The sequence below is a fragment of the Pseudomonas fluorescens genome, assembly GCF_000967965.1.
GTDB lineage: Bacteria > Pseudomonadota > Gammaproteobacteria > Pseudomonadales > Pseudomonadaceae > Aquipseudomonas > Aquipseudomonas grandcourensis.
Genome location: NZ_LACC01000015.1, coordinates 64589 through 85699, shown reverse-complemented (window position 1 = coordinate 85699; position 21111 = coordinate 64589). Strand labels below are relative to the sequence as shown.

The 21111-nt window shown below is 52.9% G+C and carries 15 protein-coding genes and 1 pseudogene; 7 read left to right on the top strand and 9 right to left on the bottom strand.

The window, feature by feature from the left end; genetic code table 11:
- Positions 1-113: 113 nt before the first annotated feature.
- Entirely contained in the window at positions 114-2075 is a 1962-nt protein-coding gene (locus VC35_RS13345) for a metallophosphoesterase (RefSeq protein ID WP_052960561.1), read from the bottom strand.
- A 416-nt stretch (positions 2076-2491) separates the two neighbouring features.
- Here VC35_RS13345 and VC35_RS28385 point away from each other — a divergent pair, with 416 nt between their 5' ends.
- Positions 2492-3670, top strand: a complete 1179-nt coding sequence (locus VC35_RS28385; protein ID WP_052960560.1) for a PDDEXK-like family protein — start codon at positions 2492-2494, stop codon at positions 3668-3670.
- Between the two features lie 259 nt (positions 3671-3929).
- Here the strand turns inward: VC35_RS28385 and VC35_RS13335 are convergent, their stop codons facing one another.
- The 5 genes from VC35_RS13335 to VC35_RS13315 all read right to left on the bottom strand — a co-directional run bounded on the left by VC35_RS13335 (position 3930) and on the right by VC35_RS13315 (position 10714).
- Complete coding sequence (locus VC35_RS13335; RefSeq protein ID WP_046040643.1) at positions 3930-4961, bottom strand: hypothetical protein; 1032 nt, start codon at positions 4959-4961, stop codon at positions 3930-3932.
- A gap of 195 nt (positions 4962-5156) precedes the next feature.
- Positions 5157-8150 carry a hypothetical protein gene (locus tag VC35_RS13330; RefSeq protein ID WP_046040641.1) on the bottom strand — a complete coding sequence of 998 codons (2994 nt, stop codon included), beginning with the start codon at positions 8148-8150 and terminating at the stop codon, positions 5157-5159.
- 431 nt (positions 8151-8581) lie between these two features.
- Positions 8582-9391: a hypothetical protein gene (locus VC35_RS13325; protein ID WP_052960559.1), complete on the bottom strand. Its 810-nt coding sequence runs from the start codon at positions 9389-9391 to the stop codon at positions 8582-8584.
- Between the two features lie 227 nt (positions 9392-9618).
- Positions 9619-9897, bottom strand: coding sequence for a C1 family peptidase (locus VC35_RS30325; RefSeq protein WP_404942357.1), 279 nt, complete (start codon positions 9895-9897; stop codon positions 9619-9621).
- 574 nt (positions 9898-10471) lie between these two features.
- Complete coding sequence (locus tag VC35_RS13315; RefSeq protein WP_046040635.1) at positions 10472-10714, bottom strand: hypothetical protein; 243 nt, start codon at positions 10712-10714, stop codon at positions 10472-10474.
- Between the two features lie 290 nt (positions 10715-11004).
- Here VC35_RS13315 and VC35_RS13310 point away from each other — a divergent pair, with 290 nt between their 5' ends.
- From VC35_RS13310 to VC35_RS13280, 6 genes are all read left to right on the top strand, one after another.
- Positions 11005-11688 carry a helix-turn-helix domain-containing protein gene (locus VC35_RS13310; RefSeq protein WP_185754779.1) on the top strand — a complete coding sequence of 228 codons (684 nt, stop codon included), beginning with the start codon at positions 11005-11007 and terminating at the stop codon, positions 11686-11688.
- A complete protein-coding gene (locus VC35_RS13305; protein ID WP_046040631.1) occupies positions 11685-13955 on the top strand; it encodes a KGGVGR-motif variant AAA ATPase in 2271 nt (756 codons plus the stop codon). The genes VC35_RS13310 and VC35_RS13305 overlap by 4 nt, the downstream gene beginning before the upstream one ends.
- 3 nt (positions 13956-13958) lie before the next feature.
- Complete coding sequence (locus VC35_RS13300) at positions 13959-15395, top strand: hypothetical protein (protein ID WP_046040629.1); 1437 nt, start codon at positions 13959-13961, stop codon at positions 15393-15395.
- Between the two features lie 848 nt (positions 15396-16243).
- Positions 16244-17185, top strand: a complete 942-nt coding sequence (locus tag VC35_RS13290) for a hypothetical protein (RefSeq protein WP_046040626.1) — start codon at positions 16244-16246, stop codon at positions 17183-17185.
- 380 nt (positions 17186-17565) lie between these two features.
- Positions 17566-18474 (top strand): hypothetical protein, encoded by a 909-nt coding sequence (locus VC35_RS13285; RefSeq protein ID WP_046040624.1) that lies wholly within the window; start codon positions 17566-17568, stop codon positions 18472-18474.
- Positions 18475-19045: 571 nt separating this feature from the next.
- On the top strand, positions 19046-19243 hold the full coding sequence (locus VC35_RS13280; RefSeq protein WP_046040623.1) for a hypothetical protein: 198 nt from the start codon (positions 19046-19048) through the stop codon (positions 19241-19243).
- Between the two features lie 200 nt (positions 19244-19443).
- On the opposite strand, the gene VC35_RS29995 is transcribed toward VC35_RS13280, so the two are convergent.
- The 3 genes and pseudogenes from VC35_RS29995 to VC35_RS13265 form a co-directional block, all read right to left on the bottom strand.
- Entirely contained in the window at positions 19444-19662 is a 219-nt protein-coding gene (locus tag VC35_RS29995; protein ID WP_046040622.1) for a hypothetical protein, read from the bottom strand.
- A 405-nt stretch (positions 19663-20067) separates the two neighbouring features.
- Positions 20068-20382, bottom strand: a pseudogene (locus VC35_RS13270) (response regulator); the annotation flags it as partial.
- A 245-nt stretch (positions 20383-20627) separates the two neighbouring features.
- Complete coding sequence (locus VC35_RS13265) at positions 20628-21020, bottom strand: response regulator (RefSeq protein WP_046040621.1); 393 nt, start codon at positions 21018-21020, stop codon at positions 20628-20630.
- Between the last annotated feature and the right edge of the window lie 91 nt (positions 21021-21111).

Genomic DNA, 21111 nt, shown 5'->3' with positions numbered 1-21111 from the left:
CGCAGACAGGCGGTCCTGCGCGATGACTGGGTATGGGTGCTCCAAGGACGTTCCGTTTCCTTCCATGGGAACATCCGTCTAGTGTTCTATCGGCTGAGCGTCAGCCTGCAACGCTAGAGAGAAGTGTCGCATCGACCCTTTGGCAGTGGATTCTCGGTATTCGATGAAGAACTGCGCAAAATAGCGATAGCCGGCTCGATGAGCTGCAGGGACTCAATTGGAGAGGGCTGCCCAGTCGCCGGCACAAAACGTGGTCCAATCGTGCCGGCCGTCGCACGTATACGCCAGCTCCGCTGCTTTTGGGTAATGTGTTGAATCGCTGGCGCCAACGACCAGCGGCGGCAAACCCTACCCAGTTTCAACGGGTAAATGGTGAGATCCTCGGATGTGAAGCGCATCCGGAGAAAGCATTTGTGATCGGGGATGCGCTGTGAGGACATCACTGCCTCCGCATGAAGTCCGAACCACTTGTTGGCCATGACCATCCATACGCCGAACAGGAGGCCTCCAAGGAATCCGCCGAGCAGCAAGGATTCCAAGCCAAACAACGCCGCCTGTAGCAGATCAAATACATCCCAGCCCAAGTAATGGATATTGATCCGGGCCATCAGCCACAGCATCCCGACTGCCAAGCATAGGTGTAATAGACCGTGTGCCGAGCCAGCGAAGAATGCCAACCATTTCCCGCGCATGACGTCGGCCGAGGTAAACGCCCCACCGGCCGCGACGATGACCAGCGCGATGATCACCGACGCAGGGCTGTTCGCCATGGCCCAGGCCTGTTGGTGACAAACTTCGATCAGATTGCCCCAACCAAACTCCAGTTCGGACATCCTTTCCATCAGGCTGCGACCGTCTCGCACAGGATGGGACACCAGGCTCGCGCTTTGGACTATCCAACCGAACAGCATGTAGAACATGGCCAACATGGTGCAGAAGGCGAAGTTGCGTGTGGGTAGCCGCCAAGCTCGATCACGTAGTCGCTCTGAGGCTTCCTTCTCCGGGTACACCCCCTTGAGTGCATAGTTCTGCTCAATGCCACCGACCTTAATTGAAGTAAGCGTGTCTGGCAGTTGGTGCGTGCCATGCAGGAACGCGCCGCCCCCCCCGCACGTTATGCGATGTGGCGCACCTGAGTTGTCAGAGGGGGCATACCGGGCATAGTGATGCAAGTCACCTGTCAGTACGACGGCCAGATATGCACCTAAGAGCTCTTCGATGTCTCGCAGGCTGCGAAACCGAGGAGTCTGCGTTTCGATCGACGGGAAGGTGCTCTGCTGCCCGCGCTCCAAACTCGCAGCCTCGTCCAGCCAGCTAGGTTCGGGGGTCACGACCACCACGCGATCCCCGGACTGAAGTAACCGTTTTTGCTGTTCAAAATAGTCACGTTGAGGTTGGTCGATCGCTGACTCTAATTGCAGATCCAATCCCCAAATCCACCAGCCGCCAGGCAACTGGACGACGTAGTAACTGGTGCGCTGGCGCGTTTCCCAGTCACCGATGGGCTTTTTGTTGCAGAACAACTGAGTGAATGCCCGCAGTCCGTCATACCAATCGTGATTGCCAGGGGTGGCCAACATCAAGCGGGGATCTGTAACAGGGATGGGGTCTTCCGCGCTCCTAGGCGGGCAGGCCGGTACAGGTGCCGGCGAAGCGGCACGGAAAGGATCAAGGAAGCGGGTACGGTAGCCGCATTGTGCCGGGGTAGGATAGACCTGGTCGCCGCCGAGCAGGAGTATGTGGCCACGTGGAAGCGTGAGGTCTTGATCCTGGAGTTGAACGGTGTGGCTCACGCACAAGGCCATGGAGTAGGTCGAGTCCCAGCCGTCCCCCGTGTCGGCCAGGTAGTCGACCCAAACCTCGCCGTCAGCGTTTCCTTCCACTTTAATCGGTTGATTTTCACTGGCCGGCCGTAGGGACGCCTGTACTTCGCGCTGGTCAACGAACGCACCCAATGTCGTGGCCACCGCCACTCGAAAGCCTGTGCGAAGCAGTTGAAGCGGGCCTATCCAGTTGACCATTCGTTCCTGCGTATAGACCTCAACTCGGGAATTGGGTGAGCCAGTAGTCTTCATCGAAAAGCTCGGCTTATAAGGCGGTATGGACCAGTTTAGTCAAAGTGGTCTGCAGCGAACGGTTACCTTGGGATGTGGATAGTTGCAACGAGGTATTGCTTGGGTCGACGCCTGTGATAGCAGTCAGGTACCTACAGCCAGAACAAGGTTTATTGATAAACCCATCACGCGTCAAACGATCCCTCCAGTACAACAATGAAATCTCACACTGACCTAGGCCAGGACCTTAACTGGCAGATGCCGACCTGTCCTGTTGCCGCTAACCGAAAACTGACCCAGTAAAGGCTGTTCTGAGCATTATCCGATCTTTGTCAATGTAACTTCTGAGCAAGGGACATACCGGTGCCTTGCACCTGCACCAGTTGGTATTGGCAAAGTCACCGTAGAATGCGGCGACATTCAGAGTGTGGCCGTTCATGGAAAAGACACAGTTGCTATTGAGCAGGGCAGGAGCGTTGGTGCAGGAGTCCCAAGCAAAGCAGGCAGCATCGGGCGAAGCCTTCAACCTGTTCACCATCACGAAAACCGAGCGAGTCGAAGTCAACACTCACTCAGCGATGCTTGCGGAGATATTGAACCCCCGAGGACGGCATGGAAAGGGACCGCTCTTCCTTGGGCTATTCCTGTCCCACATGGGGATTGAACACGAGCCGCGCCTGGCGGAGGCTCGCGTGCGCAAAGAGGAGACATTTGCTGCCGTGCAGGGGCGCGTCGACATCGTTATTCATTTACCGAACCGAATAGTCCTCATCGAGAACAAGGTCGATGCCGAGGATGGGGATGAGCAACTCAAGAGATACGCTCATGTCGGCCAGGCGTCAGGCAAGCTTTGGGATCTGTTGTACCTCACCCTGCTGGGCACCGACGCCGATGTGAGCAGTTGTCGAGGAGTTGCCTATCGGCGTGTGTCGTACCGAGAGCACATCTTGAACTGGCTTGAAAAATGTGTCGCTGCAGCAGCCGATACATCCGCGCTTCAGCACGCGTTGATTCAATACGCGAACATCGTCCGTAAAATCACTGGAACGTCCATGACCCAGAACACCAAGCGCGCGCTGATCCAGTTGATTTCTGCCGGCAACGACTTCAAATCCGCAGACGCTATTGCTGAGGCCCTTCCATTTGCAAAGGGTGCCGCGCTGCAGCGTTTCTTTGACTCCGTAGACCGATCATTGTCGCAGACCTACACGCGTGCACACCCGCCGGCCGGGTTCCCAGGCTTGGAATTCAATGAGGATAGCTGCTGCGCTTGGTTCAGGATCAAGGGCATGAGGCCAAAGAACGTTGGAATGTTCCATGACATCGGTGTCGAAGGCGCATTGCTGAGGATCGAGGTCGCAACGGATGCTCTTCACTACGGACTGGTGCCTGTCAGCAACGGCAAGCTAGGGTGCATTGAGCAACTGAGGGAGTGTGCCCATCCAATTCCTGAGCACCTGATCTATCGGGACTGGAGGGCCTTTAAATGGCTGTCGAGCGTCTACGAGGAAAACGTAGGGCGCAACATGGATCGCCTGTTGGCCACCGACCAGCTGCTTGAGCAGGTTTTTGAAACCATCAAGCAACTGACCAAGGCGCCCTCTGACCAGGTGTAAATGTCACGCCACGGAGTGTGCCGAGTACTCCGGCAACGACGGGGCGCGCTCCCATTCATTCGACGGTCGGCGCCAACAACGAGAAGGCTGGTTGTTGGCGCTGAGGGGGCTGACCCAGACTGCCTGAGTTCATTAACCCATCCAAATACTCAGCAGACGATGGTCTTACGCGGGATTTCAGAGCCTGCATATGGGTCAGTCAAAATCAGCATCCAGGGTCAAAATCGTGTCAGCGCCGACACACGGCGTTCAAGTCTGTTCAGTAGGCCCCCAAGAGTTTCGCCATGAAGATGCAATCCCAATAACAGGAGTTCCGCCATGCTTCGTTGGCATCGTCACGCTCCCATTGCCACTGGTGAAGGGGTGGTGTCGGTAGGCGATCAACTGCCGGGCAAAGCGTTAGGGTCTGCGACAAAGCTTCTCCGTCAATGTTGCCACGACTTAGGTACGTGAAAAATGCGTTTTTCGGATTTCGTTCTGAGAGGGTTTTAGCCGCATTGTTGATTCGATCATCGAGCAGCCCCGCATTACGCATCAAAAGGATGGTCACGCCCACTAGGTGCTGCGAGTAACCGGGCTTGTTGACCTTTGCATCGATCTCCGCTATGCCGGGACCATACCCGGAAAAGCTCCCCAGATGACCACGAAGGCGTCCATGCGGCAGAGCCTGCATACGGTAATTGGTTTGCAGGTAGTTGACTGTCAAGGCGAGGCTTGCTGCATCCCCGTGTCGGATCTCACAGCCCTTCTGAACGCAAAATCGTGGAATACCCTCAAGCCAGCAGCTATCTCCAAAGGGGTTATCGAAGGTGCACGGTACATGCTCGTGCAGCCACATTAGCCACTTCCAGGCTCGTTCAGTGTCGCCGGTCTTCACCAAGTAGAGTTCAACGCCCAACGCCATATCGGGAGAAAAGTCTGCGCCGCCACGGTCATTGCCATGAAGCCGGATGCGCGGGGAGCGGAACCATTGTCCAGTGCTCGGATCTTGCGCATCGGCCACCGCTTTGCAGCCGTCCTCCTCTCCGGCCGCACACAAAAGGCCATTGAAGAGCGTCATGTCGCCGTCGTCGCATGGTTGGCTCTCGTTACCCGTCGGACGACTAGGGAAGGTAATTTCGCTTCCTGGGACCCTGCACTTGAATGCCTGAGCTCGCCAGAACGCAAGCCGGGATTCGAGAGGCTCGGAGGCGTTGACCGATGGCATCCAAACCGTCAGCAACGACAAGATGCACACGCACAACGCTTCGCTCACCGATAGGCGCACGCGCTTCAGGGCATCGATGATCATCGTGAGATCCTCATCTTATTTTCAACCACATGCACCAAGACCGACCTGCACACATTTCCGAGGCTTGGGTATGGCTTATCGAGGAGCTGATCGTATTGCGCCGCTTGGGCTCTAACCCGTTAGCGCGGATCCTTTCGAAAAAGCTCACACCGAGTTGAAGGAGTGTTCATGCCCAAGATCAAGAAATACTGGTCGTCAGCTCCCGCTAAAAACCAACGTTCCATCCTTCCAGACGCCCTCAAGAGAGACGTTCCCGCCAGGGATCACGGCCTCAAGTTTTGGAACGGTGACCTGGATAGACGGGATAGGTGCTGTAACATCGATCTGCCCGGCAGTGACCGCCTTGAGCGCGGCGAAGCCCAACTCCTGATTGTCAGGAATCGCCTTCTCAATCGCGCCTAGAATGTCGCCCGGGACGAAAGCCTGAACCTTGCCAAGGAGTGCGGCGGCCGCCAGCGGCCCCGTGACCACAGGAGAGCATGTGAGGAATATCTGCGGGTTCTGGGTGAGGAAAGCGTCCACGGGGGCAGGCGACAGCGAGCCTTTCACCGGAATCGAGTTGAACTCCATTTGAAGCTGGTGAGAGCCATCCTGTCCCGCACCGCCGTCCTTGATCGTCGATGTGATCGTGTAGGTCTTCATGGGGATAGATCCATGCACCTCTATTGCCGCCCTACCCTTGAATGGGCACGCTAGGATGTGGCCGATATCGTAGGGCGTAAAGTAGATGTCCCCGCTCATCGTGATGTTCGCTGCAGCATCCATCTGGAGCGACACCACAGAGTCCCCTCGGTTGAATTTCAGAATTGGCGAGCGGATGGCGGCCCCACCGGCAGCTCGCACATCGCCGTTGGCCGTACCGATGCCATCGATCTGCTTGATGGCAGCTACCGTTTCCTTTGCAATGTTGCAACCTAGAATTTCAGCCTCCTTCTGAATGTTGCACGCGCCGCGCTTCGCCTCCTCGGCCACATTGCAGGCTGTCTGGTCGGCATTCGCACGAACATTGCAGGCACCCCGCTCGGCCTCCGCGCGGACATTGCAGGCGGTTTCACCCGCCTTACAGAAAGGATCGTCCCACGAAGTGTTGAACGGCCCGTGCCGGCGGCAACTCCAATCGCAGCTGTTGGTGCTGCAGGAGGCCAACGGGCAGTCACCCCGCGAGCAGTTGCGCTCTGCAGCGCAGTTAGCTTCCAATTGTCCTGCTAGGCGAATTTTCCCCGTATCGTAGTGGGTGATGCCGCTGTCAAACGGTACATCGATGGCAATCTGGTTATGTTGCAAGATTGTGTTGACTGTGCCGACGATCCAGCTTGTGGCAGCCGCCGCGCGGATATCGGGCATGCCTTCAGCCCACTGCGCCTGGTCTGGAAGTGCTGTTGCCCACATTTGCTGGAACAGCATGTTGGCATAGTCCTCGGGCGTCTGCCCTGGAGCAGGACCAGGCACTGGTGCGGGAGCAGGTGGCGGAGTTGGCTGCGCAGGTGTCGGCGTAGAAATCACCGGTACGTCGAAACTGATTCCGAAAGGTCCATTTATCCTGCGCTTAGTGATGATCAGTGCGATGGACTGCACCGCAGGTGTGGCAAACCATTGCGCGGAAGCGTCGCGGTTGAATTCGGGCTTGAGCGACCCGCTGATAGCGCGCTCAGCGCTGATGTCCATCCCTGACACCGTGTTCTGCGCCACTCCAACGCCTTCGACTACGAGAACACGCAGCCCGCTCTTGTCGAGCCTGGGAATCAAAAGAACACCTGAGGGCGGCGGAATTGTCAGTTCAGCCGGCGTGATCTGGACGCCCGTTGTGGCCACCGACACCGGTTTGATCTTGGGCAGGGGAAGGGAGATCGGCTGCTTGTCGAGAGCACCGTTGATGTACGGCAGAAGCTGCGCAACGAGACCATTGATCGATCCGATGAACGCCGCCGGGCTGATAGGTCCCCCTTCGTGCTCGACTGACTCGAGCTGGAGACCAACCAATGCTACCCGGTAGTAGAGCGATTCTGCTGTCGACGCGATCACGCCACCAGCGCGGATCTTGCCCTTGTAGCTGATCTTGGCACTATCGATCTTGCCACTAACAGGTACTTCAACCTCGATGGTTTGCTCACCCAACTCGATTACTGGCTCTCCGAGGGTTGCCTCAGGGGTGGCCGGAAGCAGATTGACCATGGCCTCTTTGAGTGCCTTGGCCAGGCGCGGGGCGCTGATACTGGCACCCAAAGCGACCTGGCCGTTGAAGTTTAGTGCCTGTACAAGATTCTGGAGAGCATCCAGACGCATGTCGGCGAGCTCGATGGGCGGGAACGCGGGTGTGAGCAGCTTGCTTAGGAAAGCATCGGCCAGGTAGATACCACCGGTGCCGCGCTTCAGGCCAGGCTTGATCTTGTCCGCCTTGACCCAGAAGGCTTCCGCATAACAGTCGTACTTGTCGCAAGTGCCGGTCGCCGGGGGCGTCGCTGCCGACGCACTCTCGAGATCGGCAAGGAGGTGCAACCCAAGCGGTGATACGAGAACTGCGACTTTCCCGAGCTTGACCTCTGGCAGAATGACTGTTTTGTCATTAGGCAGTTTGATCTCGATGGGCTGGCTAAGGCCGACCTGAGTCGGATCGAACTTGTATTCGATCGGCTTGATCTGAGAGTTGGCGTTACTGATGAAATCCTTCAGCACACTGTTGATTGCCGAAGCTGCAGCATCGCCGCCCCAAGAGAACCATCCATCGAGGTCCAGTGAGGTCAGCGTAGCCGAGGAGAGGCCGGGTTTAAGCGTGGCCACATTATCGGCGACCGAGACCGTCACCCAACCCTTCACCGTTGCCTTGAAGGTACCCTTGGGCTCGGGGAGCGTCCCGCTCACGTCGGCGGAGAGCATGAAGCCCTGTGGACCTGCCTCGATTTTCGCGTTCTCGATCGTGATGCCTTTTACTTCTGCCGTCTTCAACTGTGCGGCGAACCCTTTTTCGAGTTCCTCCGCCGGCACGTTGAGCAACAACGAGGGCGATGTCACGGCCTCAAGCTCCGGCAGTGATCGCTGGACCGCTTCCGTCTGCGCCGATGCGTAATCGACGGGCGGGAACGCGCCGTCGACGAGCCGTTTTACCTTGTCCTGCAGCCAGGAGCCGCATCCAACCAACAACACGGCGAAGACAACGACACCCACTAGGCGGGAACTTGAAGGCGCGTGCATGCTACTTCCCCTTGTTGGAGATCACAGTGCTTATATTGATAATGTCCGAGGAGGGGTACCTCCGTCGGATCTCTCATAAAACATTAGCAGAATAAAAGACGGCTCAAATCCAGTGTGCTAATCGCACGAGAGTTCAATCATTACTGGGTAGATTTCATTGGTTGGATTTTCGAACGAGATTCAAGGTCTCACCGGACAATTGCCAGGCGTTGGTACTGAAATTGCCGACCATACCCTACGATGAGATTTGTGTGGCTACTCCAGTGGGATGTATAGGGTGCTGTGGGTGACGAAGAATCCCTTCGGGGCGTCCCCATCACCGTTGCGGACCAAGAGGAAGTATCTCCAACCTGCTGGCCGAGATCGCATTGCAGGAAATCGACTTGGCGTTCAATAGTCGACCAGCGATCTGGTAGCTGGCCCCAATGCAATCAGGCTCTCTTCGCCTGCCGCTGCCTTTGCCGGAATCGCTTGATGAAATCGGCGTCGACTAGCTCCTCGACTTTCAAGTCCAACCCGCAGTTAACCAGTGAGGCCAAGCCGCTGTCAGAAAGAGCAAAGCTGTTGGGTATGAAGCTGCACTCCCTCACTCTGTTGTCGTCAATACGAGCCAGGAACGCCTTCACAAAGTCCGAGCGCCCTGATTTCCGGCTTTCCGTGGCAGCCGCAGTAGCCGGATTGTTGGCGGTAACCTCAGCTCTCTCAGCATCGATGCCGATGGCCTGAACCACCTCGCTCAATGCCGGCCAATACTTGAGGTCGTACTGGTATTGGAGACGATCCATATCATCCTTCACGTAGCTCTCGTAGAGATCATTGTGTTCCGAAGCTTCCTGCACGATATCTAGAATGTGGTAGTGGGTATCCGAGCTAAACCCCGAATGGTTATGAAGGTCATCGCGCCGACAGAGCAATGCTGCCATCTGATCAGCGAGCTCGCTGATTCGACTATTGATCCCTACCAATTCTTCACGCGCCTGCCGGGCTGCTCGGTTCTTTTCAGGATTCCAACCGTCAGCAGCGTGGACGAAGGCATCCCAAAATATGTAAAGGGCCCTCGGGGCCTGAGCCAATGAGGTGTAAACCTCCTCGTAGACGTCTGCTAGTTCAATACGGCGTTTGAGCAGGCCGTCAATGATGCTGCGCACGTTCGGCCAGATGCACTTGGCCTGGAGATCCTCCATCATGGTTCGCAGGAGGGTTTCGCAATGTTGTACTGCTTCGGTAGGTGCTTGGGACACTCAGTGATACCTATTTGGATAACGTGTGCCAAGGCTACCTCTCGACGTAGAGGACGGCGGTACCTATCTGAAATTCTTTTTCGCCTCAATAGGTACGCGTCCACCACCACCGGCAGCCAGCTGACACGCCCTCAGACGATGGAAAACACGTACCAAGTCCTTCGATAAGTATTTAGTCCATGACCCACCGGTTTCAGTGGAGCTCCATAGCGCGGGAGCACTCCGCTCTAGGCTCCGGATGCCAGGTTGTGATTGGCTCGATTCGCTTTACATTTCGTGGACGCTGATGACAGCTTGTGGCCGACTAAACCCCATTGAGGGCCCCAGCTATTAAGCACGTAGAACCATGGCGCACTGCTTCCTTCTTCATGACCTATGCCTATTGCTACTACCGCGTGCAGCAGCCCCGCCATAACCCGATCGCTGAAAGGCACCACGTTACCTTCGGGCTTGAAGAACTCAGAGGTGACTCGCAATCCCAGCCCGATCGGCTGACCGGCAGTGATGAAACAGGCAATATCGGTCGGGTAGCCAACTCAAACGGGGAGGGTGAATGCTATGGCTAGTCGGAATCGTGCCACCGTTGAGCGAACAATCCTACAAGCCCGGATATGGGGATGGGATATGTCATGGTCTTTCAGCATGGCCACGCCTACCGATACCAGGCCAATCGGTCACCATTATTCAGAGCATACTGCGATCAAGCTTTACGGCTCCGTTCGATACCCTGAAGCATTCAAATACCCAACCCTAGAATGCTACCTACACGTTGACCCACTACTCCTAAGCGACAAGTCGGCTCCTCGCTGCATCGGCTCTATGCAAGCGACTGGCAAAAGGCTCATCGCATATGTCGCCATTAACAATGACCGCTTCAACAGCTTGATCATCGCTGCAAGTCGACTTGTTGCCCTAGAGATCAATGCGGAGCCGCTGAGATACCGCAAGGCCAAGGTGATGGGTATCCACCTTAGCACCGAGCTGGAATCAGATTGGTAATGGTTCTTTTGATCATAGGGGAGCTAGTGTCCAGTGCTCGCTTACTAGCCCTCCCCGGTGCCGAGAAACGAATGACGAGGCTCAAAATTCTTTTTCCTCGTCGAAGTAATCGCTATCCAGTTTCGGTATGGCATAAGTGCGCAACTGATTGCTCGGACACCCGCTCTGGTGTTTGGCCCTGATGGCTTCTTGCAGGACTGCCTGAGCCTGGATGACCGCCGCTTGGGCGGTGATACTGCCGGATTCCTGCTGTAGCGCTTGGATGGAAGCGTTCTGTTGGGCGGCTGAGTTCGCAATCTGAGCGTTGATGAGTGCGGTCTGCACATTGAGCGTGCCTGTTTACTGTTTTTGAGCGGGTCCGTAACGGGAGCGGCCTGCTCATTATCGGAATCAAATAATGATCAATGACACGCGACAGAAATCCGGCGATTTTAGCAAAATTGACTGTGATGGCTCACAAATCGAAAGTAGAAGTCAATTGTACGGCGTCAATCCGAATAAAAAGAGGACGAAAGGCTCTCGGTGATGCCAGCTCATCGTTGATCGTTACTTGATTTGCGCCTATAGTTCCCCTAGACCAAGAGGGGAATACTATGACGGCCGGTAACGTTCTTATGGAACTGCTGCAAAATCCGAAGGAACCACTGGGCCTTAGTCGGCATTCAGGCACCATCCTCGCCGATTGGCTCGAGGAAGCCATGCTAAGCGCATCACGCCAAAAATCAGGCGAAATCCACGATGCGATAGTGCAGCTCTATCAGAGTGCATTGACCCGTTGCTCTGCTGATGTCCAGCTTGCTGTCCAAGCAGCCAACAAGGCAGATTCCTTGCATAGAGAGGCATATCAGATGGGTATGCTTAGCCTTGCCCAACTTTTGGCTGCACAGGGTTTGGATAGAAAAGTTAGTGCCGAATTCAATGAATTTTTGAATGATCCGGCGAATGTGTCATATATAAGCGCTTTGTTTGAACAGTCACTTAGCAACAAAGTGCTTTCTAAAATTGTAGGCCAAACAGAAGAAAACGTCAGCCGTAAGCTAAGAAAATTTAGAGAATTGGGAATTACTACATCCAAAAAGGTCGGTACAACTGTAATTAATTCCCTTTCTGCAACGGCTAGGCAAATACATGAAGAGCAAAGGGTGCAAAAGAGTTTCGATGCGCCAGTTCCGAAAGTGTCTAGAGATAGCGCTGTAGTTGCACTTGAAAGTAGGAAGGAGTCTTCACAGCCATTTATGCAACGCCAGATTGCTTTCAGTCGTTCCGTTAGCAATCGTGCTGAGAGGATGTCAGCATGAATCAATCGAAAATTGTAACTTTCTACTCCTACAAAGGGGGCGTAGGCCGAACTATGAGTCTTGCTAACGTCGCGTTCTTAGCGGCGTTGGACAGTTACAAAGTGCTTGTCATGGACTGGGATATGGAAGCGCCAGGATTAGCTTATTATTTTCGCGGCCTTCACGACGGAGCAGAAGCAAAAGCCTTAAAAAACACCCGAGGATTGCTAAATATCTTTTGGGATTGGAGTGCAGGTGCCGAGCAGGCGCAAAGCTCTGAAGATGTGGAGTTACTTTTTGATAAGGCGAGTTCAGGTGACATTTTTGAGGAGTGTGTTAAACCTCTAATTGGGCCAGGACTTTTCGAAAAAAATATTAAGCTTGACTATATTAGTGCAGGTGGATTAACGGTAGGAAAAGAGCAGCTTTTTTATGAAGACGCACTCTCTAAATTTTCTTGGAGCGATTTTTTTGATAAGTATGCAGGTGGAGCCCTACTTGAACATTTAAAGACATGGGCAAAATCTAAGTACGATTTAATTCTTATTGATAGTCGTACGGGCTTTGCTGATGTTGCCGGTATTTGCACAATGCAAATGCCTGACGAAGTTGCGTTGTGTTTTGTGCTCAACCGTCAAAATATCGATGGTATTGCGCGTGTTGCTTCTGCAATTAGAGAGCGTCGAGAAGAAGAGGTCTCTCTAAGGGCAGTACCCATGCGTATGCGCGTTGTTGGTACTGAATCTTCTGAAGTCAGCGACGCCAAGGCGCGCGCTGTTAGTGAGTTGGTCAGAGTTGGAGGTTTTTCCAACTTGGCGATTCAAGAAGATATTAAGAATTTGGCAATACCTGCGATTGATAGTATTCCATCCTATGAAACTCTCGCACCATTTGTTGCTACCGACCCGAAATTCGATCAGTTGACGTTGAATTATGCGAAATTGGCAAGTGAGCTTGTAGGGAAGAGTATTAACGTTCCAGTCATAAAAGCCGAAACAATAGATTTGGTTAAGCGCAGACTATTGCCTCGACATGCTACTGAAGAGTTTCTAGAGAACCTAGCAACCCGCGATTCAGAATCGGCGGTTGCGGAGCTACAACAGCTTACTCAAAGCGCTCAAGAATTGATTGTAAATGAAGAGTATCTTGATCCAGACTATGTGAAAGCATTAGTCCGAGCGTGCGATAACGTTGCTGAAAATCTGGATGATCTCGCCGAAATAATATCAATTAAAATGGCTGCTGTTGATTTGCTTCGCGCTATTGCTAGCGTTGAACCTGATATGTGGAATATCCCTCTTGAGAGTAAGCTTTCTGAAGTAGTAGATTTTCACGGTTATATGCTTGAGCATGAAGTTCAACTGGCTTTGCTGGAGGAGCTCGATATAATCCTAGCGGGCTTTTCATCCATCAACCTGAAACTTCGGCGTATAGAGCACAGACGTAAGGCTGCGTGGATCTATGTCGAAATGAAGAAGGCTGAGGCAGTCAAGAGAACGATAGGGGAAATTGTCGCTCTGAGCAAAGATCTCACTGGACATAAACTTGCCCAAGATCAGTTAGCTGAGACTGTCGCGATTGATGTTGACGTTTGCCGGCTTAAAGCTGAAATAGAAATTCAGATGGGGAATTATCAAGCTGCACGCAGTGATCTTGCTGAATCGCTTAGTCTGATTGAAAAGTATACGTTAAGAAACAACGCGTCAAGTGTGCTGTCCAGAATAAAATTTAATATTCATATCAGATTTACTGAGCTTCCCAGGCCTTATTTAAGCGTGCGAGAAGCAGCTGAGCATGCGGTTGAAGCTGCTGCTAGCGGGTGGTCTATTCAGAGGGTAGTGCTTCGCTTTATAACCTTGAGTAGAGTCGTAATTGAAAGCGGCAGTGACGCCTTGACCGTGAAGTTCTGTGAGGCCTTATTTGGAGGAGATAACAGAGCTAGAGTTCAACTTGGTAATTATTATGGGCGCTACCCAGAGCAGGCTGTAGATTTCTTTAAAATAGCTCGCGAGTTGGTTTCAGTTGTTATAAAGCATGAAGATCGGTCACGCTCGTTTGTGATATGTACAGCCTTCTCTGAAGCAGCGTCGCTTGTGCTTAAAGGGCTTATTCGTCGTCGGCATAGTGTTAAAGAAGAAGATTGGACATTATTGATGAATGAGTTTGACTTACTTTCTACTTTATTTGATCGCGTGGGTGTACATATAGAAGCTCATAATAGTGTGTTGGAGAATCGCTTATTTGTGCGAGGAAAAAGACACGATAGTAACTCGCCCGAGGACGATTGAATAATGCCTTCTCCCGCTGACTTATTCATGGAAAATTGGGAGCTTGCCCGCAAGTGGAGTGGTCCTGATGTGCAGAATTTTAAATTACCGTGCGCGGAATTTAAGCACGCCGTCGGCGAGTCGATATTAATTTCTAGTGCTTCGGACTCTTATGCAGCGCTCAAGAATTTACAGCGTGGAGATAATCCTGCCGTTCTGAATGGCAGAATAATGTACGTTCTTGCCGCAATAGATGATTTTTTCGAGATCGTCCATCCTCGAACGTTAAATCGAAGTAAGTTGTTTGATCGGATTCCCTTATCACATTGGATGCGCAAAATTGTTCTTGAGCGACTAGATAACGGTGCATTCAGTTCTACGCAGACTCATCAGTTGGTTCCAAGGGGGCCTTTGGTTCGCTCACCTCGCGGTGATTTCGCATCAAGTGCGTACTCTTTCCTCGATCAGTTCGCATTCCTGACGGTAGTACGAACAGAGTTCTTAATTGACGAGAGGCCAATCAGAGTGTGTACGATCGCCAAAGATCGCTCTCTTAGTCAAGGTCTTGGGCTGGCCCCTAGTTCGAGCGGCTCGGAAAAAGTTGCATTTATCCCAATAGCGCAATTAGATGAACATTTGCTAATAGAAAGAGTTGAGCGAAATGGGCATGCGTATATTGACTTCAAACTCAGCGAGGACATTGACGCGGCTGCGGTAATTGACTCCGTCCTTTGTGACATTGGTTACGCGGATATTGTGATGTCTGCTGAATTGATGGTGGATGCTCGCGCAGCGGATAGACTTAGCCCGCTGATTAGCGCTAAACCTGGTCGCACGCGGATTCTGCTCGCTGGTTCTGGCAATACGATCGAAACTCGAGATGGCTTACCTTGGAATGAAACTCGCGTGTTCAATGGCTCCGGTGTTGAGCTTTGGCGCCAAAGAAAAATGTGGCAGGCTGGATTGGACACGTCCCGCTCCGAAGATCTCGGGCTTGTTCCTGGCCATAATGGTCGGCTCATGGAGCATAATCACGCGGGTGACGAAGTTGTTGTCGCTGATTTAGATGGGTTTGGGCGATGCGTTGTACTCATTTGCCAAGATATAAAATCCAGCCCGTTGGCTTCTCAGCTTATTAAGCTTTATCAGCCGGACTGGGTTTTTGTTCCAATTCTAGACTGGGGGACCGCTATAGCGCGCTGGGCACACGTGGAGGCATTTCAGCTGAGTGATTTCTCTCCAGCCAGATTCCTGATCGCCAGCAGCTTATCGATGGTGGAGAAACTAAAGAAGGAGGAACAACCCTGCGGTTTAGCTATTGGGCCAAAACAGTCGACGGAGCAGAACCCCGGGCGTGAGTGCGCAACTGCCTACGCAAAAACGTCGCCGCACGGCTTCGGGATGGTGGAGTGGCAGACTGGCTGGGGTAAAAGTGCATTAACGTTTGACCCAAAAAAATGAGCCCGAATAAGATGGCGTCATCTACCGTTAAACGAGTGGATGGCAGAGTATGGCCATCTTTTAGCGCTAACTATTCGGCCTTTAAATTCCGGGGCAAGTTCCCTTATTGAACGCTAAATGCTGGCGTATTTTTTACTTCCGCACATCAGCTGTTCGACCTTGCGCGACGGAAGAGTCCGCTTGATAGGAATCGCGATGACACGTTGCTCTCCCCCATGAGAAAACCTTGTCCCAAGTTCGACTAACCCGCACAAGGTAAAAACCCATCTCCTTGATTAGCTTCGGCGGTACGGCTACAGACGTGTCGTCTGCAAATGGATCTATGGGATTGTCATGATCATGGAAGTACCTGACCATTTCGACCGTTAAGGAGTCTTGATCGAAGTAGGCCTGCGCGTCGACCTGGCCGAGAACGTCTATAGCTGAATCTGGAACTAACATCGCATCAAGCACAAACCGCACTCTGTAGCGCTCTAGGACTTCGCATCTTTGTAGTTTCACCAGACGAAGAGGCCTATCTGAGGACCGGTGCTCTCTGCGTAGAGCCCACTCCCATAGAGGGCTATGTCGTACTTGCGTCCCCCTGTAGAAGCGGTCAATGGCCGCGAAGACACCAGCCAAATCATCGCCAAGCCGAAGCCATTCCGCTGACTAAACCAACACCTTCAAAACCACTGGTTACTCCCACAGTTCAACTGCGCCATGTCAGGTGCATCACATTCGGCGCCATTTAATGGCACAATGCTACCAAGGAATCGCTCTCCTAAGTGTGAAGAGAGGCCTCGCCTGCGAATAACCCAGCTCCCCCAAGACGCTCGGTCGCTTAGCCATTCAAAAAGGAAGAAGTAATGTCAGTCCCTTGTGACCAGCAAACTAACCAAAATCCTACCCAGAAACGCCTCGACAAGTGGAACCAACCTTGCGTACGAATAGTTTGGGGGCTGTTTATCGGACTAGTCGTTACCGTCGTCCCGAAACTGCTGATCGAGTACTCCCTAGGGCAGGGCACCCCCTGGCTGTACTATATATTCGCGGGCCTTTTGCTCACGGTGATAATTGTTGCCCGGGCCTGCAACGTCAAGGAGCTGGCCTTTACTAATGATTGGCAAATACTGTCTATGGTCGCCAACAGCAAGGCCTTGGTGCTCATCTCTGTGGCATTGACTATCGTGCCTCTAGCACTGTCTGTTTCTCAGGCCGCTAACAAACAAGAACTGCTCCCCTTCGAACTCTACTTGTATTGGGTGAGCGGCCTATCGTTTTTTGCCTTCATCCTGGTGTACAAGGCAACGGCACCAAGAGTCTTCAAGTACGCCTCATATCGCGACCTGGTCGACCGTGAAGGCAGCGTCCGCGTATTGCGAGACTCACTTGCCGAGCTACAACGATTGGCGGCTACGCGCAAAGCACCGTTTTCTCCCGAGCGCGAAGTGCTGGTTCCTGCTTCAGACTTTGACGCCATCCGCGCGCTGGATACTCAATATACGCAGCACCAGGAGAACATCTACTTCCTGATGCGCGAGTACACTAAGTACCTGAAGCCCTACTACAGGGCCAGTCTGAGCATCCTGCTAATAGCACCCGTATTTTTCGTTCTTACGATCACGCTTTCCAAGATGTATGCAGTGGGCATGCAGGTTGGCGAAACCGTGCATTGCTATGACGGCTGGATAAAAGCGACATACTGGAGCATGTTGAAGGCGAACCGGGGCATCATCACACCGGAGAAGCTTAAGTTCACCGAACAATGTTTACAGAACCTAGCTGCAGAGGCGAAAGCTTCAAACTGATGGCTGGCACAACAGCGGCCGCCCCCTCCGTGTAACCGTCCGGGCAACGCACCTTCCTGATGCCATCGCTTAAGGCGGTGGTGTCCACCTAATCTGAACTGCCCCCCAGACCCAGAAGTTGGACATCACCATTGGGGCCTGCCAGGAGGGGTGCTTAGAGGCTGGGTTCGGGCGATTCCCTAGGGGCACAGGGTGAAGTCGCGACCTTCAATTTTCGAAGAGGGTGAATCGTCCCCAGTTTTCTAGACACTCTCCAAGCTCGTTTTGACTACCTCTCCACCAAGTGGCAGTCAACACACCTGTCATGCTTACTTGGCCCTGTTCCCTTTCGCCCATGCTGGCTAAGATCTGGGTTCCCAAGGTGAGAGGTTTCAACGTACATGGACGTCTACAAACTGCGCATCGAACACACAGCAGCCAGGTCTATAGACAAGGATTCGTTCGAAGAAGACACCCGATGCCGAGAGCCGTGGTACCAGGACGGTAGTGGAAACAGGCGCTCCCAATTCGCGGTGTGCCCAGCCTGTGATAACCCTGTCCAGTTAGTTGGCCTATACGAACTACCAGCGAATGTAAAAAAACCTTTTGGCAAGCACACGGTTGCGGGTGTCCTGGGCGTTGCCCCGCTTGATGTCGAAGCCCGAGATAACTGCCCGTACTACCAGCCACGCCAACACGAACAGACCGCTCGAAAAAGCCGTTTCGACGGTATTCCACGGAAAATCGTGGCGCTGTTGATCGAGCAGTTCGACCGTGTGGTTTATGTCTTAGAGAAGCAAACCCAAGTGGTGCTGTCCTTGAATGCGCTGAGAGGCATGCTTGAGCGTTACAAGGGAGAGGCGGGCTACCTTTATACCGGTGCGACGCTACGCAATGTGCCATGGATCTTCGCGTATATGTCTGATGCCACGCCCTTGTTCGCCCAAAAGGTGAAGGGAAATACCGAGCTTACAGATGCTATTGGCGTCCATGTCCCCGAGGCCGAAGTCGACGCTTATGGCCGCTTAAACACAAAGGGCAAACCCGGGACTAAAGGAGCCTTCATTGACCTCAAGATGAGCTTCATTCGTCATCGCATAGCCAAAGACAACGAGGCGGTCGGTTTGCTGGAGACCATGGAGCTTGTGGTGTCGCTAGGGCGTAAAGGAGGCCTTGCGGACATTCACAACCAAGTCATCACATTCGACCCTGATTGGTTCGAGCGCCTTATCCGGCTACCGGTCGACCATGTGAATCGGAGGATGGACAGAGTAGCGCTTGCTAGAGAGGTACTGGGCGACCTGGTCTAGCTATCGATCACACCCACTCGGTAGCAGAATATCCATTCAACTCAGTACACCAGCTATGACTAAGAGTGAGGCAAAAGTACAATGAGCGAATCAGTACGGTCGACTGTGAAATACCAAGATGCCGGCGATGGTAGCGGAGACGTAATAATTGATATTCCACCTTACATCCTTGCAGGAATGAACGTCGGCCTCGGTGATCCACTGAGTATCGAGTTAGTAGAAGGCGCGATAGTGCTCAGGCCAATCCGCGATGCTGACACGAAGTCCTGAGGCAACTGTTGGCCGACTGCTACCCTTCGTGACAGGCAGCAATCGGCCGAGGCTGTGTAAAAACGTTTTGGAGCTGGTTTGACTGTCAGAAGAAGAGCGAAAACCCCATTCCTACGCAAATTTCAGCTCCGCTACTTCACCAAGTACGGGCAGTTTTTACGTAGCAACGGGAGCTTAAAATCGGTGCCTGCGTTTTTACACAGCCTGGGTCGTTTTCTGCCCCTCGTGAGAGGCAGAAATCGGCCAGAATAGTCATTCGGATGTGCGTAGAAAAACCGGCAAGGAAATACGAGGATCAAAAATGGAGTTCATCTTCGATATCGTAATCAACCTGTTGGCTCATCGCATTGGCGTTTATGTGCTGGGTTTGCTTAGTGGCGGCCGTTTCAAGGGAGAAAGCGGTTTTGCCTGGGGCTGGGCAGTCGCTGTCGGCTGCTTGGTACTGTTCGCTCCTTTCGCGGCTTTAATAGCCTGGCTCATCCATACCAGTGGCCGTTGAGGTGATGTCCGCTAAGGGTCGTTCTCTGTCGGTCGTCACGATGGCGATTACTGGTCAATTCGAATGCAATTAGCTGGTCAGTGGCAATGCAAATGGTTGGTCAAGGGGAATGAAATTCCCCACTCTCCAAAAAATCCCATTTTTCCCGCATTAAATCGGGATTTGTTCATTTAAGAGGAGCATCGGGCATTAGATGATGCTCATGAATGGCGTAGCCGCATAATTGCATCGGTGATGGCTCGTGCATTCTTGTCCAGCGTTTCCATGGCCCCCATCGCGTTAGCGGAAACACTCTCCACTCCATTCTCAGAGAGCCACTTGGTTACCTCTTCAATGGCCGCACATATCGCGTGCTGGTTGTGCAGGAGTAGTGTGAGAGCGTCCGCTGTGGCTATGTTGGCTTCAGAGTTATCTGGCATGGGTGTCGTCCTCGAATAACTGGTGCCGGAAGACTAGCTGAACTCGCCGCTGGCTGGAGCCACTTCTCCAGAACCGCTGACACCTGGACAATTGCACTGACTTGACCACTCATTTGCAACGGACCTAACCAGCCATTTACAACGGATTTTACCTGCACCCCTAGCCATCTTGACCAGGAGTGAGCGGCTTAAAGCAGTTGCTGGATGCGGAGAGCTATGCTCGGATTGCACGAGGGGATCAGAGGGTGCGGATAGGGTAGTGTTGGTGCGGGGCCCAGCCACCGAGCCACCCAACGCGCAAACCGGTAAATGGAGTTCCGCCAAAAGGACTGTGGCTTGGCTCGATCCTAGATGTTTACAATTCAATATTCCTGAAAAATTTTAATTTATCTTGAAAATGACCGCCTCTTGTTTGCAGACATAGCCCGATGCACCCGATTGCATGCAACGAATACCGAAAAGTGTCGGGCATTGTGCTGTCAGTACAAGTGTTTTAAGAGGGGTGCTCATTGCATTGAATCGGGACAGCACTTCCAGGCCATCCAGTTTTGGAATGCTGATGTCGAGAATGACCAGGTCCGGCATGCATTCGCGAACCATCTGCATGGCGTCGACCCCATTGTCAGTTTCGCCGACGACTTTGTAACCTTCATGCTCCAGTAACATTCGAACGGCAAGGCGGATAACCGGGTGATCGTCGACAATAAAAACGGAGTTCATAATCAAGTCCCATGCGAGCTCAAATAAAGCGCGCACCATAGCTCAGATACTAGAAGGGACGCATGAACTGACCGAGCTGTAGCAGCAATATAGGAGAAATCCTACAGATTAAAAAGAATGGGACTACGTATTAACTAGGTTTCTTATTAGGAAGGCTGAAAAAAGTCCAGCCCATGGATGTGCATTAAAAGGAAGTTGTTTGTAGGTTTTTCACTTTGTGTTTGTCAGCTTTTATATGTTTTTTTCTATAGTGGTGCTGAGGTCAACAAGTTTCTAAATTCAGATTGTTTCAGTGGTTTTATCAAGTAACCCAATAATGGCAGCCCGTGTTTAGTGGCCGTTTTTTCAAGCTCATCCAGTTCAGACGTCGTCAGGCTACTCAGAATGATCGCTTGCCTGATCAGCCCTCGCTGGCTGGCGAACCGGACCAGTTCGAGTCCCGTCAGATCGGGCAGGCATTGATCGCATAAAAGGATGTCGAACGGTTGCTCGGCCCCGAGCAGTTGCTGCAGAGCGCCTTTGGCGCTGTCGGTGGTCGTCAGCCGGGTGAAGCCATAACTTTCCAGCAGGCATTGAGTGGCTATTAGTTGGAAAGGATGGTCTTCCACCACGAGGATGCGTAGATCGTCTTCGGCCATGGGTGCACTTCATCTGTCGAACAGAAGGGAGGGCGATTGTTTCGCGAGAGTACCGGGCAAGCGATCAGTTTGCTCGCCATGTGCTGTAGGG

Bases quoted from the DNA above. Each gene is read 5' to 3' on its own strand.
- VC35_RS13345 (WP_052960561.1), bottom strand. From the start codon at position 2,075: ATGAAGACTACTGGCTCACCCAATTCCCGAGTTGAGGTCTATACGCAG.
- VC35_RS28385 (WP_052960560.1), top strand. From the start codon at position 2,492: ATGGAAAAGACACAGTTGCTATTGAGCAGGGCAGGAGCGTTGGTGCAG.
- VC35_RS13335 (WP_046040643.1), bottom strand. From the start codon at position 4,961: ATGATCATCGATGCCCTGAAGCGCGTGCGCCTATCGGTGAGCGAAGCG.
- VC35_RS13330 (WP_046040641.1), bottom strand. From the start codon at position 8,150: ATGCACGCGCCTTCAAGTTCCCGCCTAGTGGGTGTCGTTGTCTTCGCC.
- VC35_RS13310 (WP_185754779.1), top strand. From the start codon at position 11,005: ATGGAACTGCTGCAAAATCCGAAGGAACCACTGGGCCTTAGTCGGCAT.
- VC35_RS13305 (WP_046040631.1), top strand. From the start codon at position 11,685: ATGAATCAATCGAAAATTGTAACTTTCTACTCCTACAAAGGGGGCGTA.
- VC35_RS13300 (WP_046040629.1), top strand. From the start codon at position 13,959: ATGCCTTCTCCCGCTGACTTATTCATGGAAAATTGGGAGCTTGCCCGC.
- VC35_RS13290 (WP_046040626.1), top strand. From the start codon at position 16,244: ATGTCAGTCCCTTGTGACCAGCAAACTAACCAAAATCCTACCCAGAAA.
- VC35_RS13285 (WP_046040624.1), top strand. From the start codon at position 17,566: ATGGACGTCTACAAACTGCGCATCGAACACACAGCAGCCAGGTCTATA.
- VC35_RS13280 (WP_046040623.1), top strand. From the start codon at position 19,046: ATGGAGTTCATCTTCGATATCGTAATCAACCTGTTGGCTCATCGCATT.
- VC35_RS29995 (WP_046040622.1), bottom strand. From the start codon at position 19,662: ATGCCAGATAACTCTGAAGCCAACATAGCCACAGCGGACGCTCTCACA.
- VC35_RS13265 (WP_046040621.1), bottom strand. From the start codon at position 21,020: ATGGCCGAAGACGATCTACGCATCCTCGTGGTGGAAGACCATCCTTTC.